Source organism: Magnetococcales bacterium, from assembly GCA_015231755.1.
Classification (GTDB): Bacteria; Pseudomonadota; Magnetococcia; order Magnetococcales; family Magnetaquicoccaceae; genus Magnetaquiglobus.
Genome location: JADGAZ010000011.1, coordinates 1 through 19728, shown reverse-complemented (window position 1 = coordinate 19728; position 19728 = coordinate 1). Strand labels below are relative to the sequence as shown.

The window sequence follows — 19728 nt, the reverse complement described above, 5'->3', positions numbered from 1 at the left end:
GAGCTAGTGGCAAGTTGGGGTTGAATGGCAGATCACCTGACGAGGAGTCGTACCTTCGGCGACATGAGGAGCCTCCGACATCATCACCTGTCGCACCTCCGCGCACGAATCGGACAACAAATCGACCAGTTGCGCAATCAGTTCGGTCAATTCATCATGCCGGGTGACATCGGTGTGCTGCGCGACAATGCACTCGATCTCTTCTGCCAGATCCGTCAACCGGGTCAGACCTAAAAACGCGGCAACCCCTTGAAGGCCATGGGCCAGATTCTGGATGCTCACGCCATCATTGCGGCTTTGCGCAATCTGCAATTCGTGACAGGTCTCTTGCACCTGATGCCTGAATTTCTCCAGCAGATCCAACAGACAGTTGGATCCCATGGACTGCTGCAAAACACGCACGGATTCACAATGAATCAGTGAATCCCCCGCATCCAGATCGGTTGTCTTGTCCATGTCCCCGCACAGGGGCTGCATGGTTGTCTTGGCCATGTCCCCGCACAGGGGCTGCGTGGAGTGCTGATCGAACAACGGCACGATGGTTGACAACACCTGATAGAGCCTGGGCACCTGCAACGGTTTGGACAACACCTTGGAGGCTCCCGCCTCCATGCAGCGGACATAAACCTCCTGGGTCACATCCGCGGTCAGAATGATGATGGGAATGTCCGCAACGGGTCCCTCCATTTTTCTGATCCTCTTTATAATCTCTTCACCGTCCAACTCCGGCATCCGCAAATCCAGCAAGATGACGTGGAACGCTTCCCGCTGCAACAATTCCAGGGCAACAAATCCATTGTCCACGATGGAAACATGATGACCATCCCCTTCAAGCAACGCCTGAATCACCTGTCTGTTGATCATCTCATCATCCACCACCAGTATGGACAAAGAAGGTAGCTTCATATCGGATATGGTGGACGCCACCACATCTCCCACCGGCAACCGGACACGCAGGGTAAAACTGCTGCCTTTACCCGGAACGCTGACAAAGGTCAATGTCCCTCCCATGAGTTCCGCCAGATGTCTGCTGAGAGCCAGACCCAGACCGCTTCCACCATAACGCCGCGTCGTGGATGGATCCGCCTGCATGAATGGAGAAAAAAGATACGCCTGTTTATCCTCCATGATGCCGATGCCCGTATCCCGGATCGTCACGGACAAGGGATACCCCCGTTCATCGTCCACACCATCCGGCATAACCGCCACATCCACCTCCCCGCGTTCGGTAAACTTGATGGCATTGCCGATCAGGTTGAACAGAATCTGACGCAGTTTGAGCGAATCCCCCACCAGTGCCAGCGGCAACGTCGGATCCATGAAACAGGAAATGGCGATCCCTTTTTTGTCCGCCAGAGGAATGAAAGATTCCATGGTGCCGCTGAACAGAGGAATCAGTAAAAAATCCGTTGGGTCGAGATTGAGTTTGCCGGATTCGATTTTGGAGATGTCCAAAACATCATTGAGCAGCGTAAACAAATGCTCACCTGATGAAATCATCGCTTGCACGTAGTAACGTTGCTGGTCGGATAAACGACTCCGGTTCAAAAGCTGTGACAAACCCAGCAACCCATTCAGCGGGGTACGAATCTCATGACTGATGTTGGCCAGAAAATCGCTCTTGGCCTTATTGGCAACCAAGGCCGACTCCATGGCACAGTTCAGCTCATGGGTGCGTTGTTCCACCCGTTGTTCCAGATGATCCCGCTCCTGTTTCAATTTGGAAAGCAGATCCCGGATGGAGGCATACACCCAGCGTATCTCATCGCTGGTCCATTTTTCCAGGAGTGGCAGAATTTGCTGATTCATATCGGATTTTTGCAAAGTTGTGGCCAGCAGGACCAGGGGCCTCAACAAAAACGAAAGAATCAGCCAAGCAATAATGAAAATCAAGGAAACGCTGACCAGCAACCAAAACAGTTTGAGCTTGCCATCTTCTTGCAACTGCATAAAGAAATCACTGCTGTAGTATAAACGCAGCACCCCAAGAGGAACCAGTCTGGTCTCAGAAACCACAATCGATTCCGCGACAAATCCATTGAAATCAGGATCAGGGGGATGACTGACCAATTTTTCGCTATTGATCCCTTCCAGAACCACTCCCTTGAACAAATTTTTTCCCGAAGATGAGTCTTTGACCAACAGGATGCGACTCGTGATCAAATCGAGTTGCAATTTGCGTTTCTCCGGATCTTCGATATCCAACGCACCTACAAAATGATCCGCATAAAGCGCGATCAACAGTTCCACCTTGTTTTGTTCCTGGAAATGGATTTGTTCCATAACCACGTTCTTCCAATACCACAAGACACTGCCGAGCACCAACAACATGATTCCAAAAAAAATGATAACAATACGTGTTGTCAATCGTCCAGGCATGATGGCATTCAATTCGATCTCAAGAGTGCTTTGATAAGGCGCAAACCATCAATTCTCTCCATAAATCTTGGCCACCTTGATGAACAGAGAGTTCAAACGTATGCCGGATTTGCGCAGGGTCACCAGATTCAAGGCGGGTTTGACCTGGGTGGAGATCTCCATGCCCGCCATCACCCCATTTTGCACATCGCCTTCAAATGGCGAGAAAATGATCGATTTCTTGGCGATACCAAATACGATGATTTCTTCCATAGGAGCGGACTTCAAGGACTCAGCCAGAAAGATACCGGCAACGGGACGGTCGGCAAACTGCCTGAACTCAGAAACCATACACACCACCACCTGGATTGGATAATGATCGATCACCCGGGTCGAAGTATTGAGCATGCGTACCAGATTTTCTCCAGTTCCCCGGTCCTCGCCATAGACGATCAACAGCAACAAGGTGCCATCCTTGTTGGTTTGACTTGCCAGATCCAAATTCCCCCCAACCAAAGCTGGAAAAATCTTGATACCGAGTTGCAATCTATGACCATTCGTATCAGAACAAAGTCCTTCCGATGCATACCACAGCATCAGGAGCAGAAAAAATTCATAAATTATGGATCGCTTATTCATGAATAAGTGTCACTTCCATGCGCTCCTTCAACATAAAAATAAGTCTTGAAAAAACACGACTAATTTTTAGAGTCAGGATCCATCCAATTATAAAGATCAAAAACCGTAACTCATGGTCAACATCCAGGTTCGCCCGGGACGAGGATAATCTTTTGGAATTTCCGGTACGGCGGGAACAATCACCTCAGCATCAAAAAGATTGAGAACGGACGCGCGAACTGTCATATCCTTGTGCAAGAAATTCTTCCGGGTTCCAACCACATTGATTGTCGTATAACCATCCGGTTTGTCCCGCTGATCACCAGGAACGCGATTGCTCTCTCCGACGTAAAAAGAACGAACCGCCAGGGTATAATCGGTCAAAGGTTGCCAAAGCACGCCCGCACGTCCCAACCAGTTGACCGCAGATTCAATTTCCTGTCCTGTCGCCTCATCGGTGGTGGAAATGAACGAAAGCGAGCCATCCACTTTGAGAGAACTGGTCAAAGCGTATTCAACTTCCAACTCGACCCCATTGATACTGGCGCCTGTGGAATTCTGATACAACCCGGTGAGATTGTCACCGACAATCAGATTATGCAACATGGAGTGAAACAAGGTCACGCGACCCACCATGTCGGGCACCCGATAAATATATCCAATCTCGTAGGTCTTGATCGTTTCAGGCCTCATATTTGGATTGCCATTGATCACGAAGCTTTTTGAATACATCTCAAAAAAGGTTGGAGGACGAAAAGCATGCCCATATTGAGCCTTGAAAATATGATGATCGGTCAACCGATAGACCAGGGCAAGCCGGGGTGACACGTCATCACCCACATCATCATAATGGTCCAGACGCACTCCAGAAGTGATGTCCAGGTGCTTGGTAACGGCGTACTGGTCCTGAAGAATCAGACTGGAGACCGACCGGTGCGCGCCATTCAGTATCCAGCTTTTGTCCGGGCTGGTCCGTTGCCAGGGTGTGAGTTCCAAAGTGATCGGATCCACATTGGCTTCGCTCCAGGTATCCACCAATCGGGTGGAAGCGTGGTTCAACTCCATCAAAATCTGATGTTTTTCCCAGCCGTTCCAGATCGTCTCCGCTCCCCAATCCAATCGATGCTCTTTCGCCAGACTGCTGGCCACCACCCCATCCGGGTGAGGAACAAATCCTCCGTTGGCGTCCAAAGAGATGAAACCGGGTGGGAAAAAAGTCAAATGATCCATCTCCATGGCATATTGAGACCAACCAACCTTGAACGTGGTATGCAAATCCGAGCGCCAGTCCACGTCTCTTTGCAGATTGACGCCCCACTCCCCTTGTTCCCAGGCCAAATGGTCTCCAGGAGGAGGGAGCGCGCTGGTGGTGCCAAAACCATCCGTAGTGGCGGAAGCCAGATATCGGGCTTCCAGGGACCACTGTTTGTAATGCAAATCCAACGCACTGAAACGATGACGATTCTTGTTGCTGACCGGCCCAGGCGCATAGGAGATGCCGGCCTGCCCGAAAGCGGGAGAATAAAGAATATCCTCTCCGCTGATCACATGTTCCCCCACCGATGAAAAACCAGCCACATTCAGGTTGGTGGTCAGGCCGCTCTCCGGATCGGTATGAGAATAATGTCCCCCACCGGCATAGGTGGCATAACCGCCATAGCTGGCAAAAACCTCCTTGCCTTGCGAGTGGGTAATGATGTTGACCACACCGAGATAGGCGTTTTCGCCATAGACGGCGCTGCCTGGTCCACGGACGACCTCGATACGCTCAACAGCCTGAATCGGAATATTCAACGGAGGTGCAGGATTGGCGGTGACAGAATGATTGACGGCATGACCATTCAGCAACAGTTTGATCTTGCCAGATCCCCATTTCTCGACTCCACGCATGACCAGATTTTCAAAGCTCACGTGCAATCCCGGCACCATCATCAAGGCATCAAGAACCTTGACAGCCCCTTTTGCCTCCATATCCTCTCCATACAAGACGGTGACCATGCCAGGAACAAAGTCTGCATTCATCCTGGTTTTGGTGGCAAGAGACGTTGTCTCTTCCAAAACCGACATCAGGTTGCGAAAGGCCGGCAATTCCCCATCCTGAACATTCCTGATTGGATCATCCCGATCGGAAGCGTTCGCCGACAAACAATGCACAGCCAATAAAAGAAAAGCAAAATATCGCAACATTGGTTTCATTTTACTTTAATATGCCAGTGTAAGAGTTGGCTACATCATTGCTCAACAGGACGCCCTCATGACATCACAACCATGAATCTCTACTATAATATTTATAATTTAATTTTGGCAAACATAATTTTATTGATCGCTTCAATCGCGACCCATTCAACCGTCACATCGCCTCCATGATCAAAGCGAAACGTCTGGCCATTGGAGCGCAAGCGGAAACAGGTCCGGATGGATCCGGAACACAGTTTTACGCCAAATCAAAAAGCAGCAATTCTGTGGCCGTGCTGGTAAAAAAATGCAGTTCAGCCTCTTCGCTTATGGCCACTCCATCTCCAGCCTTGAGTTCCAATCCCAACAGATTGACCCTGCCAGAAACGACCTGCACCCAGGCATGACGCTGTGGCGCGAGAAGATGGGTCGTCTCTTGTCCACTCTCCAGGAGAAGACCATACAGCCTGACATCTTGATGAATCGTCAAAGAACCTTGCGCCCCATCGGGTGAGGCAATCAGTCCGCAACGACCCAAAAATTGCGCACGGGGAAAATCCTTTTGTTCATACCCAGGATCATGCCCTTTGCGATCCGGAACAATCCAGATTTGCAGAAAATGGGCGGATTGGGTGTCAGAAGCGTTATGTTCGCTGTGGCGGATGCCTCTGCCGGCGGTCATCCGTTGAACCTGTCCGGCACGGATGATGGAGGTTGCCCCGGTGCTATCCCGATGGGCAAGGGCTCCGGAAACCGGATAGGAGATGACCTCCATATCCCGATGGCCATGGGTATCAAAGCCGGTTGACGGCAAAATGATATCCTCATTGATCACCCGAAGCGCACGAAACCCCATATGGGCTGGATCGTAATAGTCGGCAAACGAGAAAGTATGGCGGGTATCGAGCCAACCATGATTCGCTGTACCCCGCGCCTCGGCGGGTCGAAGGTTGATCATGCGGATGTTTGCTCTGTTATGGTTGATTGTTTAAGACATCCAGCCAATGTCAAGCGATGCTGTGCGGCCTGCTTAATGCCCCACCCCCTCACCATCCGACACCCGACCGCCCTTTCAAGATGCCAGGACAAACGTTCCAAACCGGATCTTCCACTGAGCGTCCACGTCACGACGCAAACACCTCTTCCACAGAGTTGGCAAACACGAAGTTGTCACTCCACATTTCGAGCCGTTCCAGGCTGGCCGACCCTACTTTCTCGTTCACCCAGTCTGGTGTTTGACCAAACTTGCGTCGCATCAACTTGAGAAGCATGGAAGCGGCTTCTTCCCGACGCCCTTCCTGACGCCCTTCCTGGCGCCCCTCTTGACGTCCTATTGCCACCCATTCCGGCTTGTTCCTGGCCAGGATCTCTTGCGCGAATGTGACATCATGACATGTTCCTCCTCGGGGTTGATGCGACGCACCACCTGTCGCACTTGCGCTTCATCCAAATTCTGGAATGTCGTCAACAAGTAAAGAAGCACCGGCACCAACAGTTCCGGGGCATCCTGGAGAGGAATAACGATCCAATCCAGGGCCGCCATTTGGGATTGCGGATCACGGGTGCCATACTTCAAGGCCAACAAACCGGCCCGCAATTGGGCGTGTCGGGACAGTTCCGCTCGGAAGCCAAAAGTTCCGCCACCTCCGGCGGCAACCGTTCCCGCAACAGCGCACCCGCCGTATCCGGGCTGGACAATAACGCCTTGAACAGGCGGTCATGGGGCTGACTGATCTCGCTCATAACCAAAGCATATCAAATCCAGACCACGAAAGCCAATGGGGCGGTAGCGGGTTTCTGATTCCTGTTATCAACCAATCGAAGGTTCCCTGTTGGTATGGTTTGCGTCCATCTTGATACATTATTGACTCAAGACGGCTCGGATTTGATGCCAAATTGACAATAAAAATATTAAAATTTGACTGTAAAAAAATCAATAATCTCTTTTATTGTCAAAGGTATTTCACAATGGACATCCTCTTGCAAGAATTCGGCAATAATATCCTTGAGCCGGCCAGCGGTTTGACCGAACGGCTACGCTTGGCCATCCGGGCCGGATCAGATTCACAAGTGATTCTGTACAGCGATGATCCGGAACAAGAAAACAATGAACTGCTCGCGGTTCTGGAAACACTCAAAGAATATGCCCGCTGTAACCCGGAGATCGTGACCGCAACCCCCTATCCAACAGCTGAGTGGCAAAAACGGATGACCATTGCCGGATTTGACCGCCTGTGGATTGCCTCGGAGCGGTTGGGACGGATGAAAGATCCCAATCAAGCCCAATTTTTTGCGTTGGAGCATCCATTATGCCCATTTTTGCACACCCGTTCGGATCCATCCGAACAGGTATCGGCACCGGTGTGTGGCGTATGTGACGATCGGATGGTTCTGGCCATACACCACTTACGCAAATGGTGCATGACCGATCCAACCCCCTGCCCCTGGAAAAGCGGTGAAAAATCGAACCCGCTCCAATCGCTTCGATAGCGCCCAGAACCGACCATCGGAGTCCGTGACGCGAGAGGAGTTCTGGCGGGTGACTCAAGGTTGACGCCATCACCACCCTTGAATGGGTGTGATGACCTTTTATATACAAAAACATTACTTTAATAATATATCTCCTGTCAAGAATAGACCGCTCATTGATAAGCCCATTTTGATATTTTCTTAATATCTCCCCACCCATTTTATTGACCATTTTGATGTTTTCTTTTCTAGAATTTCCCGGTTCATGTTTCTCGATTCCCATTTTCGATCAGCAACAGGATTCGTCCTATAATGGAGTGTTTATGAGTCAATCCATGCAACACAAGAAACACAGTTCGCTGCTCACCTTGATGATTGGGGCCATTGGTGTGGTCTTCGGCGATATCGGTACCAGCCCGTTGTATGCGGTGAAGGAGGCCTTGGGTGGGGAACACTCTGCCATGCCCACCCCTGACAATGTTCTGGGCATCATTTCCCTGATCATCTGGACGCTGTTGATCGTGTTGACCGTGAAATATCAATTTTTCATCATGCGCGCCGACCATCAAGGGGAAGGTGGCAATCTGGTGCTGGTGGCCTTGGCGCGCACCTTCACCCAGGGCAATGCCCGCATGCAACGCATCATCATGATCGTGGGCATGATCGGGGTCTCGCTCTTTTTCGGGGATGGTGTGATCACTCCAGCCATTTCCGTATTGTCGGCGGTGGAAGGGTTGGAGGTGATCACACCGGCTTTCCAGCCCTATGTGCTTCCGATCACGCTTTTGGTGATCTTTCTGCTGTTTTTCTTTCAGAACAAAGGAACCGCCACCATTGGACGTCTCTTCGGTCCCATCTGCATGCTGTGGTTTCTGGCGATCGCCACAGTGGGTGTGAAAGAGATCCTGCTTCATCCGGAAATTCTGGCGGCTTTGAACCCGATCCATGGCTTAAGATTTCTGTTCGGGGAGAGCGGAGGAAAAACTTTCGTGGTATTGGGATCAGTCTTCCTGGCTGTCACAGGAGCCGAGGCCTTGTATGCGGACATGGGCCATTTCGGCAGAAAGTCAATCAACTGGTCCTGGGGAACTTTTGTGTTTCCCGCCCTGATGTTGAACTATCTGGGACAGGGTGCGTTGATTCTGGGTGATCCGACCACCGTGAGAAATCCATTTTATTTGAGCGTACCGGAATGGGGCATGTTGCCCATGGTCGCCTTGGCCACTTCCGCGACCATTATCGCCTCGCAGGCGGTGATCTCCGGAGCCTTTTCCGCCACCCGTCAGGCCATGCAGTTGGGATACCTGCCCCGTTTACGGGTGATCCACACCTCTTCTTCGGAATTTGGACAGATCTATGTGCCGCTGACCAACTGGGTGTTGTTGCTGGCGGTGGTGGTTTTGGTATTGGGATTCAAAAGTTCCACCAATCTGGCGGCGGCCTACGGCATCGCGGTGACCGGCACCATGATCGCGGTGACCGTATTGGCCTTCGGCATCGTATTACGGCATCTCTTTTCCTGGAGTCTGTTTCTGTCCGTGCCACTGCTTGTGATCTTCCTGACGGTGGATCTGGGTTTCTTCGGTGCCAATGCCCTCAAATTCATGGATGGGGGTTGGTTCCCGGTGATCATGGGGGCGCTGATTTTCTTTTTGATGTCCACATGGCGCAAGGGACAGGATCTGGTGAGCCATGCGGTACGCAAGGGGGAAATCCCTCTGGAACCGTTCCTGCGGCAACTCACGGCGGACACCATTCATCGCGTGCCTGGAACCGCTGTCTTCATGACCCAGAATTTCGATCTGGCCCCCCCGGCCCTGGTGGAACTGTTGAAGCACACCATGACATTGCATGAAAAGGTCATCTTCTTGAGCATCCAGACGGAAGCGATCCCCTATGTGCCCGAGTCTGAACGGATCCATGTGAGTACTTTGCTCCACGACTATTACCGCGTCCGCATCTCTCACGGCTACATGGAAACCGCCGATGTGCCCAAAACCCTGCTCGGCTGTCACCTGCCCGGCGCGGAACAGGTGGCCATGGAAGATACCTACTTTTTCCTGGGGAAAGCCAATTTCGTCGCCGGCAGCAATCCCGGCATGGCCCATTGGCGTTTGAAATTGTTCCTGGGTCTGTATCGCAACGCGGAAAGTGCCACACACTTTTTCAAGTTGCCATCCGCACGGGTGGTGGACCTGGGCACACGGATCGTTCTGGGCCAGCAGGAGTGACACGCCATCCGCTCTGATCCCGACAATCGATGATTGGGTTTCGTTCCCGACTCCTGGTGCCTCAAAAGCCTCCAGACACCAAGAGTCGGGAACACACGATCCAGACATCATCCATCCATTTTCCATGCTTGATTGACAAAATCTTAATGTTTGACGACATGCTTTATTGCCCATTTTGATTATCAATGACCTACACTTTCCGTCCATACATCCATTCCATCTGCAAGGAGTTGTCATGGACATTTTTTATCTTGGCGCAATCCTCGTCTTCTTCGCGGCATCTGAACTGATGGCATCCCTGTTCCAGAAGCTTGGGAGATCCTGAATGAATCCACTCTATCTGATTGGCTTGGTGGTGACTGCCGCCGTATTCGTTTATCTGGTCGTTGTCTTGTTCAAGCCGGAGCAATTCTCATGAGCAACCACACCATCTGTCTGAAAGTGGGCATCTCCATGGCATCCCTGCTGCTGCTTTCCTGGCCGACCGCCTATTGGATCAATCGTGGCAGTACGGGTTCCGACATCCTGACCGTTTTGGCCCACCGGGAGGATTCACGCCGCCATGCGGAGAACAACGGTGCGCCTTGTGTATCGTCCACGACTGAAACCGGGGCGTTTCGCATGGGCATCAACCCGGATTATCCACCCTTTGCCCGGAAGAGCCTCCCATGACCACCAACGGAATCGTACAACTGCTTGTTTATCTGTCGGTCTTGCTGCTGCTGGCTTGGCCTTTGGGAGCGTACATGGCCGGAATTTATGGTGATTCATTGCCCTCGGGATTGCGCTGGTTCGCCCCCGTGGAGCGGGGCATTTATCGCCTGTGCGGCATCCGTCGGGACGAAGAGATGTCTTGGACCCGCTATGCCGTTGCATTGCTGGCCTTCAATCTGGTTGGCCTGCTGGCCGTCTATTTTCTGCAACGGTTTCAAGCCGGTTTGCCATTCAATCCCCAGGCCATGGTCAATGTCGCACCGGATCTCGCCTTCAATACCGCGGTCAGTTTTGCCAGCAACACCAACTGGCAAAGCTATGGGGGCGAGACGACCCTTTCCTATCTGACCCAGATGATCGGCCTCACCGTGCAAAACTTTGTCTCGGCGGCAACGGGCATGGCGGTTCTGGCCGCCTTGATGCGGGGTTTCATCCGCAAGGAGGCGTCGGGCATCGGCAACTTCTGGGTGGATCTGGTGCGCTCGACCCTCTATGTGCTGCTGCCGCTCAGTCTCGTGTTTGCCTTGCTGCTGGTCAGTCAAGGTGTGATCCAAACCTTCGCGCCCTATCAGAACGCCTCGCTGCTACAACCGGTGGACTACGAACAACCCGCGACAACCCCGGATGGCCAACCCCTCAAGGACAACCAGGGCCAGCCGATTCTGGAAAAACAAACCGCCCGTGAACAGATGATCGCCCTGGGTCCAGCCGCCTCCCAAGTGGCCATCAAGCAGTTGGGCACCAATGGGGGTGGTTTTTTCAATGTCAACTCGGCCCATCCTCTGGAAAATCCCACCCCGTTGTCCAACTTTCTGGAGGTGCTGGCCATTTTGTTGATTCCGGCAGCACTGTGCGTCACCTTCGGACGTTTTGTCGGGGATGTGCGTCAAGGCGGAGCGATTCTCGCAGCCATGACCATCGTTTTTACCGTGCTGTTGGCGTTGTGTGTCTGGTCGGAACAAAACGGAAACCCCCTGTTCGAGCGTTTGGGACTGGAAACCCAGGCTTCCGATCAATCCCCGGGGGGCAACATGGAAGGCAAGGAGAGCCGTTTCGGGATCGTCAATTCGGCTCTTTGGGCCACCGCCACCACCGCCGCCTCCAACGGCTCGGTCAACGCCATGCACGATTCGTTCACCCCACTGGGCGGATTGGTCCCCATGTGGATGATACAACTGGGAGAAGTGATCTTCGGCGGAGTGGGTTCCGGGTTGTACGGCATGATCGTATTCGCACTGGTCGGGGTATTCATCTCCGGTCTGATGATCGGACGCACCCCGGAATACCTGGGCAAAAAAGTCGAAGCCTTTGAAATGAAAATGGCTGCCGTGGTCATTCTCACCCCCTGTCTGACGGTGTTGCTCGGTACGGCGCTGGCCGTGGTGAGCGAGGCGGGACGGGCGGGTATCGCCAATCCCGGCATTCACGGATTTTCGGAGATTCTCTACGCCTTCTCCTCGGCGGGCAACAACAACGGCAGCGCCTTTGGTGGGTTGACGGTCAACACGCCCTTTTACAACACCCTGTTGGGCATTGCCATGCTGCTGGCCCGTTACTGGGTGATCGTACCGGTCCTGGCCATCGCCGGATCGCTGGCTGCCAAAAAGAGCATTCCGCCTTCGGCGGGAACCTTGCCCACCCATACTCCTTTGTTTGTGTTTCTGCTGATCGGAACCGTGATCGTGGTCGGGGCCTTGACCTTTCTGCCCGCCCTTGCCCTGGGTCCCATCGTGGAACATGTACAGATGATCAACGGACAGTGACGGAGATCCATTCCCATGCAAAATCAACTTTCCTTGCTTGACCCGGGCCTGCTCCACGAGGCCATGGTGGATGCATTCAAGCGTCTTTCGCCCCGGTATCAAATCCGCAATCCGGTGATGTTCGTGGTCTGGCTGGGCAGTCTGTTGACCACGGGACTGTTTTTCCAGGCGTTGACGGGCCAGGGGGAAGCCCCGACCTGGTTCATTCTGGCCATCACCGTGTGGTTGTGGTTCACCCTGCTGTTCGCCAACTTTGCCGAAGCCATGGCCGAAGGCCGGGGCAAGGCCCAGGCCGCCGCGCTGAAAGGTCTGCGCAAGACCGTCATGGCCAAAAAACTCAAAGAACCACGCCAGGAGGCCACATGGAACAATGTCCCCTCGGAAACCCTGCGCAAGGGGGATGTGGTCCTGGTCACCACCGGCGAGATCATCCCCGGCGATGGCGAGGTGATCGAAGGCGTGGCCTCGGTGGATGAATCGGCCATCACCGGCGAATCGGCCCCGGTGATCCGGGAATCCGGGGGGGATTTTTCCTCTGTCACCGGTGGCACGCGTATTCTTTCCGACTGGCTGGTGGTGCGGATCACGGTCAATCCGGGCGAGACTTTTCTGGATCGCATGATCGGCATGGTGGAAGGGGCCAAACGACAAAAAACCCCCAACGAAATCGCTTTGACCATTCTGCTGGTGATGCTCACCCTGGTTTTTGTGCTGGCCACCGTCACCTTACTGCCCTTTTCGATCTACGGGGTGGAGACGGCTCATTCCGGCGCTCCGGTGACGGTCACGGTATTGGTGGCGTTGTTGGTCTGTCTCATTCCCACCACCATCGGCGGATTGCTGTCCGCCATCGGTGTGGCGGGCATGAGCCGCATGATGGAAAAAAATGTCCTGGCCACCTCCGGCAAGGCGGTGGAGGCCGCCGGTGACGTGGATGTGCTGCTGTTGGACAAAACCGGCACCATCACCCTGGGCAACCGACAAGCCTCCTCTTTTGTCCCGACCCTGGTCATCACCGAGAAAGAGTTGGCGGAAGCGGCCCTTCTGGCCTCTTTGGCGGACGAAACCCCGGAGGGACGTTCCATTGTCACGCTGGCCAAGGAGTTGTTGCATCAACGGGGCAGAGACATTCACGCCGACGGGGCCAGTTTTGTCCATTTCACCGCCCAGACCCGCATGAGCGGTATCGACTGGCAAGGGCGTTCCATCCGCAAGGGGGCGGCAGAGGCGGTGCGTCGTCATGTGGAAAGCTCCGGTGGTCTCTGGCCCCATACCATTCAGACGGCGGTGGACGATATCGCCCGTCGGGGTTCGACTCCGTTGGTGGTGGCCGATGGCAACCGGGTATTGGGGGCCGTGGAGTTGAAGGACATCGTCAAGGGGGGAATCAAGGAGCGTTTCGCCGAATTGCGCCGCATGGGAATCAAAACCGTGATGATCACCGGCGACAACCGTTTGACCGCAGCGGCCATCGCCGCCGAGGCCGGCGTGGACGACTTTCTCGCCGAGGCCACCCCGGAAGCCAAACTCGCCCTGATCCGCCACTATCAGCAGGAAGGACGCCTGGTGGCCATGACCGGAGACGGCACCAACGACGCTCCGGCCCTGGCCCAGGCGGATGTGGCGGTGGCCATGAACAGCGGCACCCAGGCCGCCAAGGAGGCGGGCAACATGGTGGATCTGGATTCCAACCCCACCAAATTGATCGAGGTGGTGGAAACCGGCAAACAGATGCTCATGACCCGCGGCTCCCTGACCACCTTTTCCATCGCCAACGATGTGGCCAAATATTTCGCCATCATTCCGGCAGCCTTCGCCGCCACCTATCCGGATCTGAATGTCTTCAACGTCATGGGGCTGGCCACACCGGCCTCGGCCATTCTTTCGGCGGTGATCTTCAACGCCCTGATCATCATCGCCCTGATCCCGCTGGCCCTGAAAGGGGTGGCCTATCGACCCGTCGGTGCCGCCTCCCTGCTGCGGCGCAATCTATTGGTTTACGGGGTGGGCGGATTGCTGGTCCCGTTTGTCGGGATCAAGGCCATTGATCTGCTTTTGGTTGCCTTCAACCTGATCTGAGGTGCTTTGACATGCTTAAGGAACTGAAAACCGCCTTGTCGATGTTGATCCTGATGACCATCCTGACCGGTATTCTTTACCCGGCGGTGGTCACGGGTCTGGCTCAATCCTTGTTCTTTTGGGAAGCCAATGGAAGCCTGCTGCGTGTCAACGGTCAGATCGTCGGTTCCAACCTGATCGGTCAGCCTTTTTCGGATCCGCGTTATTTCTGGGGGCGTCCTTCGGCTACCGCACCCATGCCCTACAATGGGGCTTCTTCCAGCGGTTCCAATCTGGGACCGCTCAATCCGGCCTTGAAGGAGGCCGTTGAGGCAAGGATCGCCGCGCTCAAGGAGAGCAATCCCACCCAGAAACAACCCATTCCCGTGGAACTGGTCACGACGTCGGGAAGCGGGCTGGATCCCCACATCTCTCCGGCAGCGGCACTTTGGCAGGCGCCTCGTGTGGCACAACTCCGGGGAATGTCCGCACCGGTGGTCAACGAACTGATCCAGCGCCACACCTCCGGGCGCACGTTCGGTCTGCTGGGAGAACCGAGGGTCAATGTCCTGACTCTGAATCTGGCCCTGGACCAGAGGATTGCGAAATGATACGCGATTCATTCTGAAGCCTCAATTCGACAAGGAATCGATTATGACCATCCATACAAAAGCACTGTTTGTTGGCCTCCTCGGCGGCCTGGGAGCCTTTTTCCCCGTCATCGGACAGACGGAAGAGGCAAAGGCCGCGCCATCCCTCCATACCTTCACGCCTAATGTGGCCGTGGTGGGCAACTACATCTATCGGGGATTGACCCAGACATGGAATCGGCCAGCTCTCCAGGCAGGCATCGATTACAGCCACGAGGATGGCTGGTACGCCGGAATTTGGGGTTCCAACATCAGTGATCGGCAATATGCCGATGGCACAGTGGAGTTGGACCTCAACCTGGGATACAATGGTAAATTCCCTCAACCGGACTGGACCTGGACCATCGGTATGGCCAGTGCCTTTTATCCAGGCGCCAATTACAATAAAGTGGTTCCGGCTGGCAACGGCAATCAATCCTACAACAACGTAGAGTTCAACGGTGGTGTGGGCTACCAATGGGTGTCTTTCAAACTTTCCACCGCTGTGACGGATTATTTCGGAGCCAACACCCGAAATGGTTACACCTCCGACACCAGATGGAGTACTTATGCGGACCTGACCGCAACGGTTCCTCTGCCCGAAGATCTCTTTGGCCAGAATGTCACCCTGCCCATGCATGTGGGACATACCAATTATACGGCCCGATTCGTCGCACCTGCTCCTTCCGGCGGCATCAACCCGGATTATACCGATTACAAAATCGGCATTGCCAAGGGATTCGATCCTGGATTCAACCTTTCCCTGGCCATGACCTATGCGGATCAAGGCAACGTGTACGATCACACCTTGTCGGTGAAAGATCCCAATAATGCACGCAATCTGGGAGGGACACACCTCGTGCTCTCGCTGGCGAAAACGTTCTGATGGCAACCATTCCAAACATTCGGTGAACCGCTCCCATGGTCCATGACGCCACCACTGTTCGTCCGAATCCCGACGCCATCCTCGCGCAACTGAACGCCGAGGAGAAACGCGGACAACGGGGCAAGCTGAAGATTTTTTTCGGGGCCTGTCCCGGAGTGGGCAAGACCTACGCGATGTTGACCGCTGCGCGGGTCTTGCGCGCCCAGGGGGTGGATGTGGTGGCGGGGGTGGTGGAGACCCATGGACGAAACGAAACCGCCGAATTGTTGCAATGGTTGGAGTGTTTGCCCCGTCGCCGGATCGAATACAAAGGCCACCTGTTGGAGGAGTTCGATCTGGATGGGGCCTTGCAACGCAAACCCCAGCGGATCCTGGTGGACGAACTGGCCCATTCCAACGCCCCCGGCTCCCGCCATCCCAAACGGTGGCAGGATATCGAAGAGTTGCTGTCAGCCGGGATCGATGTCCTGACCACGGTCAATGTTCAGCATGTCGAAAGTCTCAACGACGTGATCGGCAAGATCACCGGGATACGGGTGGCGGAACGGATTCCCGATCATGTCATCGATCAAGCGGACGAAATCGTCCTGGTGGACCTGCCCCCCGAAGAACTGTTGCAACGACTGCGGGAGGGAAAGGTCTACATCCCCCGACAGGCGGAACGGGCCATGGACCATTTTTTCCGCAAGGGCAATCTGTTGGCCTTGCGGGAGTTGGCCTTGCGCCGGACAGCCGACCGGGTGGATGGGGATGTGTTGGCCTGGCGTCGTGAAAAGTCCGTCACCTCGATCTGGCCAACCCGTGAATCGGTGCTGGTATGCGTGGGATCGGGACCGGACAGCGAAAGACTGGTACGTCGTGCGGCCCGTCGGGCCAATCAGACCGGCGCCCCCTGGCATGCCATCGCCATTGAAACCCCGTCCATGCAGCCATTGCCGGATGCCGTGCGAACCCGCATCTTCGGCATTCTGAAACTGGCCCAGGAGATGGGCGCGCATACGGCCAATCTGTCGGGTCAAAACGCCGTAGAAGTCGCCATCGCCTATGCCCGGGAATACAATCTGGGCACCTTGCTGGTGGGACGGGATCGTTATCGCCGTCTGCCCTGGCAGCACGGTTTCGCCGAGAAACTGGCGCGTCTGGCTCCGGATCTGGAACTGCTTCAGGTGGCCATCGAGGAGGAGGAACGATCCTCCACCCCCTCCTCCTCGATGGCCAAACCCGGAAACACCACCGGAACCGAATGGCGTCCTTACCTGTCGGCCTTTGTGAGCGTGGCCGTGGTGACTGTGGTGAGCGCGCCGTTGCACGCCCGTCTGGATCTGGCCAACATCGTCATGATTTTTTTGCTGTCGGTGGTGTTTGCCGCGGTTCGGTTCGGACGCGGCGCGGCCATTCTGGCGGCGTTTTTATCCGTTGCCGCCTTCGATTTCTTTTTTGTCCCACCCCGTTTCACCCTCGTGGTCCATGATGTCCAATATCTGGTCACGTTCACGGTCATGTTGATCGTGGCGTTGGTGATCGGACAACTGACCGCAGGTTTGCGATTTCAGGCTTCGGCAGCCTGCAAACGGGAACAACGCATGCAGGCCCTCTACGAAATGTCCCGGGATCTCTCCAGCGCCTTGAGCGTGGAGCAGATTATCGAAATCTGTCAGCGGTTCATCAAGCGGGGGTTCAACGCTTCGGTGGCGGTATTCGTGCCAGGATCCCAGGAGCGGTTGTCGCTGGCGGAAGGCTCCGCCAACCTGGACAAGGCCGAATGCGGAATTGCCCAATGGAGCTTCGATCACGGCCAATACGCCGGATTGGGAACCGATACCCTGCCATCCGCCCATGCCCTTTATGTCCCGCTCAAGGCGCCATCACGCCTGTGTGGAGTCTTGGCTCTGGTACCCGATGAAACGATCTGGGAACTTCCTCCCGGTCAACAACAGTTGCTGGATACCAGTTCCACCCTGATCGCCATCGCCCTGGAACGGATTCATTATGTGATTTTAGCTCGGGACTCCCAGGTGAGCATGGAGTCGGAACGGCTGCGCAACTCCTTGTTGTCGGCCATTTCCCATGATCTGCGCACCCCGTTGACGGTGATCACCGGTCTGGCCGACGCCATGCGCATGGCCTCTCCCCCTTTATCCGCACCCCATCTTGGTCTGGCCGAGGCCATCCGGGACGAAGTGTCCCGTACCAGCACCATGGTCAACAATCTGCTGGATATGGCCCGCATGCAAATGGGCCAGATCGTGTTGAAACGGAGTTGGCAAACCCTGGAAGAGGTGATCGGATTATCCATGAACAACTGCGCCTCCCTGCTGACCCGTCATGCAGTCCACATCTCGCTTCCCGCCGATCTGCCGTTGCTGGAAATGGATACCGGACTCATGGAGCGGGTTTTCAACAACCTGCTGGAAAATGCCACCAAACACACCCCGTCTGGCAGCATCATCACCATTTCCGCCTGTCTGGAAGGATCTGCGGTCCAGGTTTCGGTGTGCGACAATGGTCCTGGACTGCCTCCGGGCATGGAATCCAGACTGTTTGAAAAGTTCACCCGAGGCAAAATGGAATCCAAGGTGGTGGGATTCGGCTTGGGACTGGCCATTGTGCGCGCCATTATCGAGGCCCATGGTGGCACGGTGTGGGCTGAAACGCTATCCGCCGGAGGCGCGTGTTTCCATGCTCTGTTGCCTGTGGGCAATCCGCCTGCGATTCCTGAGGAACTTTAGAAATGGCCGACTTTCCCGTTGATGGCGGTCAAACTCCCTTTCCCAATCCGGATTGAAAACCTAGCCAACCGGCAGTACGGATTTTATCCTGATGTCATGGGGCTGGGCACCTGCTCGCCATTTTTCCAGGAGGAATTGCTGATGAATGATGGCCAAGTGCCCGCCATTCTGATCGTGCTGATCGAAGATGAACCGCAAATCCGTCGGTTCGTCCGGGCCGCTTTGGAGGCGGAATCGTATCAGGTCATGGATGCGGAGACCGGAAAACGGGGACTGATCGAAGTGGGTACCCGCCGTCCCGATCTGGTGATCGTGGATCTTGGGCTTCCGGATATGGATGGCATCGAGGTGATCCGGGACATGCGTTCCTGGTCCAATCTTCCCATCCTGATTCTTTCGGCGCGGGGCAACGAAACCGACAAGGTCACGGCGCTGGATATGGGAGCGGATGATTATCTGACCAAACCCTTTGGCGTGCCTGAACTGCTGGCACGGGTACGGGCTTTGCTGCGTCGTTCCGCCCGGACTCCAGGGGATGGGACACCGGTTGTCACATTCGGGGATGTGGAGGTCAATCTTGTACAACGACTGGTGAGCCGCAAGGGTCTGCCCGTTCACCTGACCGCCATCGAGTATCGCCTGCTGACGCAACTGGTGGCCAACTCCGGACGGGTTCTGACCCATCGTGTGTTGCTGCGGGATGTCTGGGGACCGAGCCATGCCGACAATACCCATTATTTACGGGTCTATATGTCCAATCTGCGCCGCAAGCTGGAAAACGATCCCAATGTCCCTCAACATATTCTGACCGAATCGGGTGTGGGATACCGACTGATGTTGTCATGAATCGCCACGCATGCTCAATCCGATCTTTTCCAATCCAGAAACAAAGACCCAATACGATTCAACACCAGGTCACCCCTTCCGAAATCAAAGGGGTGACCTGAGTGAAGAAGCAATCCCAATCAAGCGGCAGCACGCAAATGGTTGAGCACTTCGTCCAGCATCTTCTTGGCATCACCGAAGAGCATGCGATTGTTCTCTTTGTAGAACAACGGATTGTCCACACCGGCGTAGCCCGAGGCCATGGAACGCTTC

The 19728-nt window shown here is 54.7% G+C and carries 17 protein-coding genes; 10 read left to right on the top strand and 7 right to left on the bottom strand.

The window, feature by feature from the left end; genetic code table 11:
* Positions 1-3: 3 nt before the first annotated feature.
* The 6 genes from HQL98_08775 to HQL98_08750 all read right to left on the bottom strand — a co-directional run bounded on the left by HQL98_08775 (position 4) and on the right by HQL98_08750 (position 6894).
* On the bottom strand, positions 4-2283 hold the full coding sequence (locus HQL98_08775) for a response regulator (GenBank protein ID MBF0272140.1): 2280 nt from the start codon (positions 2281-2283) through the stop codon (positions 4-6).
* 144 nt (positions 2284-2427) lie between these two features.
* Positions 2428-2997 (bottom strand): hypothetical protein, encoded by a 570-nt coding sequence (locus HQL98_08770; protein MBF0272139.1) that lies wholly within the window; start codon positions 2995-2997, stop codon positions 2428-2430.
* Positions 2998-3093: 96 nt separating this feature from the next.
* On the bottom strand, positions 3094-5172 hold the full coding sequence (locus HQL98_08765) for a TonB-dependent receptor (GenBank protein MBF0272138.1): 2079 nt from the start codon (positions 5170-5172) through the stop codon (positions 3094-3096).
* 238 nt (positions 5173-5410) lie between these two features.
* On the bottom strand, positions 5411-6109 hold the full coding sequence (locus tag HQL98_08760; GenBank protein ID MBF0272137.1) for a pirin family protein: 699 nt from the start codon (positions 6107-6109) through the stop codon (positions 5411-5413).
* A 166-nt stretch (positions 6110-6275) separates the two neighbouring features.
* Positions 6276-6491 (bottom strand): DUF4351 domain-containing protein, encoded by a 216-nt coding sequence (locus HQL98_08755; protein MBF0272136.1) that lies wholly within the window; start codon positions 6489-6491, stop codon positions 6276-6278.
* A 232-nt stretch (positions 6492-6723) separates the two neighbouring features.
* Positions 6724-6894: an Rpn family recombination-promoting nuclease/putative transposase gene (locus tag HQL98_08750; protein MBF0272135.1), complete on the bottom strand. Its 171-nt coding sequence runs from the start codon at positions 6892-6894 to the stop codon at positions 6724-6726.
* Positions 6895-7119: 225 nt separating this feature from the next.
* On the opposite strand from HQL98_08750, the gene HQL98_08745 reads away from it, so the two are divergent.
* The 10 genes from HQL98_08745 to HQL98_08700 all read left to right on the top strand — a co-directional run bounded on the left by HQL98_08745 (position 7120) and on the right by HQL98_08700 (position 19476).
* Positions 7120-7641 (top strand): hypothetical protein, encoded by a 522-nt coding sequence (locus tag HQL98_08745; GenBank protein ID MBF0272134.1) that lies wholly within the window; start codon positions 7120-7122, stop codon positions 7639-7641.
* A gap of 302 nt (positions 7642-7943) precedes the next feature.
* Positions 7944-9851, top strand: coding sequence for a potassium transporter Kup (locus tag HQL98_08740; protein MBF0272133.1), 1908 nt, complete (start codon positions 7944-7946; stop codon positions 9849-9851).
* A 325-nt stretch (positions 9852-10176) separates the two neighbouring features.
* A complete protein-coding gene (gene kdpF / locus HQL98_08735) occupies positions 10177-10269 on the top strand; it encodes a K(+)-transporting ATPase subunit F (GenBank protein MBF0272132.1) in 93 nt (30 codons plus the stop codon).
* Positions 10266-10523 (top strand): hypothetical protein, encoded by a 258-nt coding sequence (locus HQL98_08730; GenBank protein ID MBF0272131.1) that lies wholly within the window; start codon positions 10266-10268, stop codon positions 10521-10523. Before kdpF ends, HQL98_08730 begins: the two co-directional genes overlap by 4 nt.
* Positions 10520-12328, top strand: coding sequence for a potassium-transporting ATPase subunit KdpA (gene kdpA / locus HQL98_08725; protein MBF0272130.1), 1809 nt, complete (start codon positions 10520-10522; stop codon positions 12326-12328). The genes HQL98_08730 and kdpA overlap by 4 nt, the downstream gene beginning before the upstream one ends.
* A 15-nt stretch (positions 12329-12343) precedes the next feature.
* Positions 12344-14407: a potassium-transporting ATPase subunit KdpB gene (kdpB, locus tag HQL98_08720; protein MBF0272129.1), complete on the top strand. Its 2064-nt coding sequence runs from the start codon at positions 12344-12346 to the stop codon at positions 14405-14407.
* 11 nt (positions 14408-14418) lie between these two features.
* The gene (gene kdpC, locus HQL98_08715; protein ID MBF0272128.1) at positions 14419-14997 is read left to right on the top strand and encodes a potassium-transporting ATPase subunit KdpC; all 579 of its coding nucleotides are present in this window, start codon (positions 14419-14421) and stop codon (positions 14995-14997) included.
* A 43-nt stretch (positions 14998-15040) separates the two neighbouring features.
* Entirely contained in the window at positions 15041-15901 is an 861-nt protein-coding gene (locus HQL98_08710) for a hypothetical protein (GenBank protein MBF0272127.1), read from the top strand.
* Between the two features lie 35 nt (positions 15902-15936).
* A complete protein-coding gene (locus tag HQL98_08705) occupies positions 15937-18630 on the top strand; it encodes a DUF4118 domain-containing protein (GenBank protein MBF0272126.1) in 2694 nt (897 codons plus the stop codon).
* Between the two features lie 141 nt (positions 18631-18771).
* Positions 18772-19476, top strand: a complete 705-nt coding sequence (locus HQL98_08700; GenBank protein ID MBF0272125.1) for a response regulator — start codon at positions 18772-18774, stop codon at positions 19474-19476.
* Positions 19477-19595: 119 nt separating this feature from the next.
* Here HQL98_08700 and HQL98_08695 read toward each other — a convergent pair.
* Positions 19596-19728, bottom strand: a 133-nt coding sequence (locus tag HQL98_08695; GenBank protein ID MBF0272124.1) for an NAD(P)(+) transhydrogenase (Re/Si-specific) subunit beta, incomplete at its 5' end; no start/stop codon positions are given.

Bases quoted from the DNA above. Each gene is read 5' to 3' on its own strand.
- kdpB (MBF0272129.1), top strand. From the start codon at position 12,344: ATGCAAAATCAACTTTCCTTGCTTGACCCGGGCCTGCTCCACGAGGCC.
- kdpC (MBF0272128.1), top strand. From the start codon at position 14,419: ATGCTTAAGGAACTGAAAACCGCCTTGTCGATGTTGATCCTGATGACC.
- kdpA (MBF0272130.1), top strand. From the start codon at position 10,520: ATGACCACCAACGGAATCGTACAACTGCTTGTTTATCTGTCGGTCTTG.
- HQL98_08750 (MBF0272135.1), bottom strand. From the start codon at position 6,894: ATGAGCGAGATCAGTCAGCCCCATGACCGCCTGTTCAAGGCGTTATTG.
- HQL98_08705 (MBF0272126.1), top strand. From the start codon at position 15,937: ATGGTCCATGACGCCACCACTGTTCGTCCGAATCCCGACGCCATCCTC.
- HQL98_08775 (MBF0272140.1), bottom strand. From the start codon at position 2,283: ATGGAACAAATCCATTTCCAGGAACAAAACAAGGTGGAACTGTTGATC.
- HQL98_08745 (MBF0272134.1), top strand. From the start codon at position 7,120: ATGGACATCCTCTTGCAAGAATTCGGCAATAATATCCTTGAGCCGGCC.
- HQL98_08710 (MBF0272127.1), top strand. From the start codon at position 15,041: ATGACCATCCATACAAAAGCACTGTTTGTTGGCCTCCTCGGCGGCCTG.
- HQL98_08700 (MBF0272125.1), top strand. From the start codon at position 18,772: ATGAATGATGGCCAAGTGCCCGCCATTCTGATCGTGCTGATCGAAGAT.
- HQL98_08760 (MBF0272137.1), bottom strand. From the start codon at position 6,109: ATGATCAACCTTCGACCCGCCGAGGCGCGGGGTACAGCGAATCATGGT.
- HQL98_08765 (MBF0272138.1), bottom strand. From the start codon at position 5,172: ATGAAACCAATGTTGCGATATTTTGCTTTTCTTTTATTGGCTGTGCAT.
- HQL98_08730 (MBF0272131.1), top strand. From the start codon at position 10,266: ATGAGCAACCACACCATCTGTCTGAAAGTGGGCATCTCCATGGCATCC.
- kdpF (MBF0272132.1), top strand. From the start codon at position 10,177: ATGAATCCACTCTATCTGATTGGCTTGGTGGTGACTGCCGCCGTATTC.
- HQL98_08770 (MBF0272139.1), bottom strand. From the start codon at position 2,997: ATGAATAAGCGATCCATAATTTATGAATTTTTTCTGCTCCTGATGCTG.
- HQL98_08740 (MBF0272133.1), top strand. From the start codon at position 7,944: ATGAGTCAATCCATGCAACACAAGAAACACAGTTCGCTGCTCACCTTG.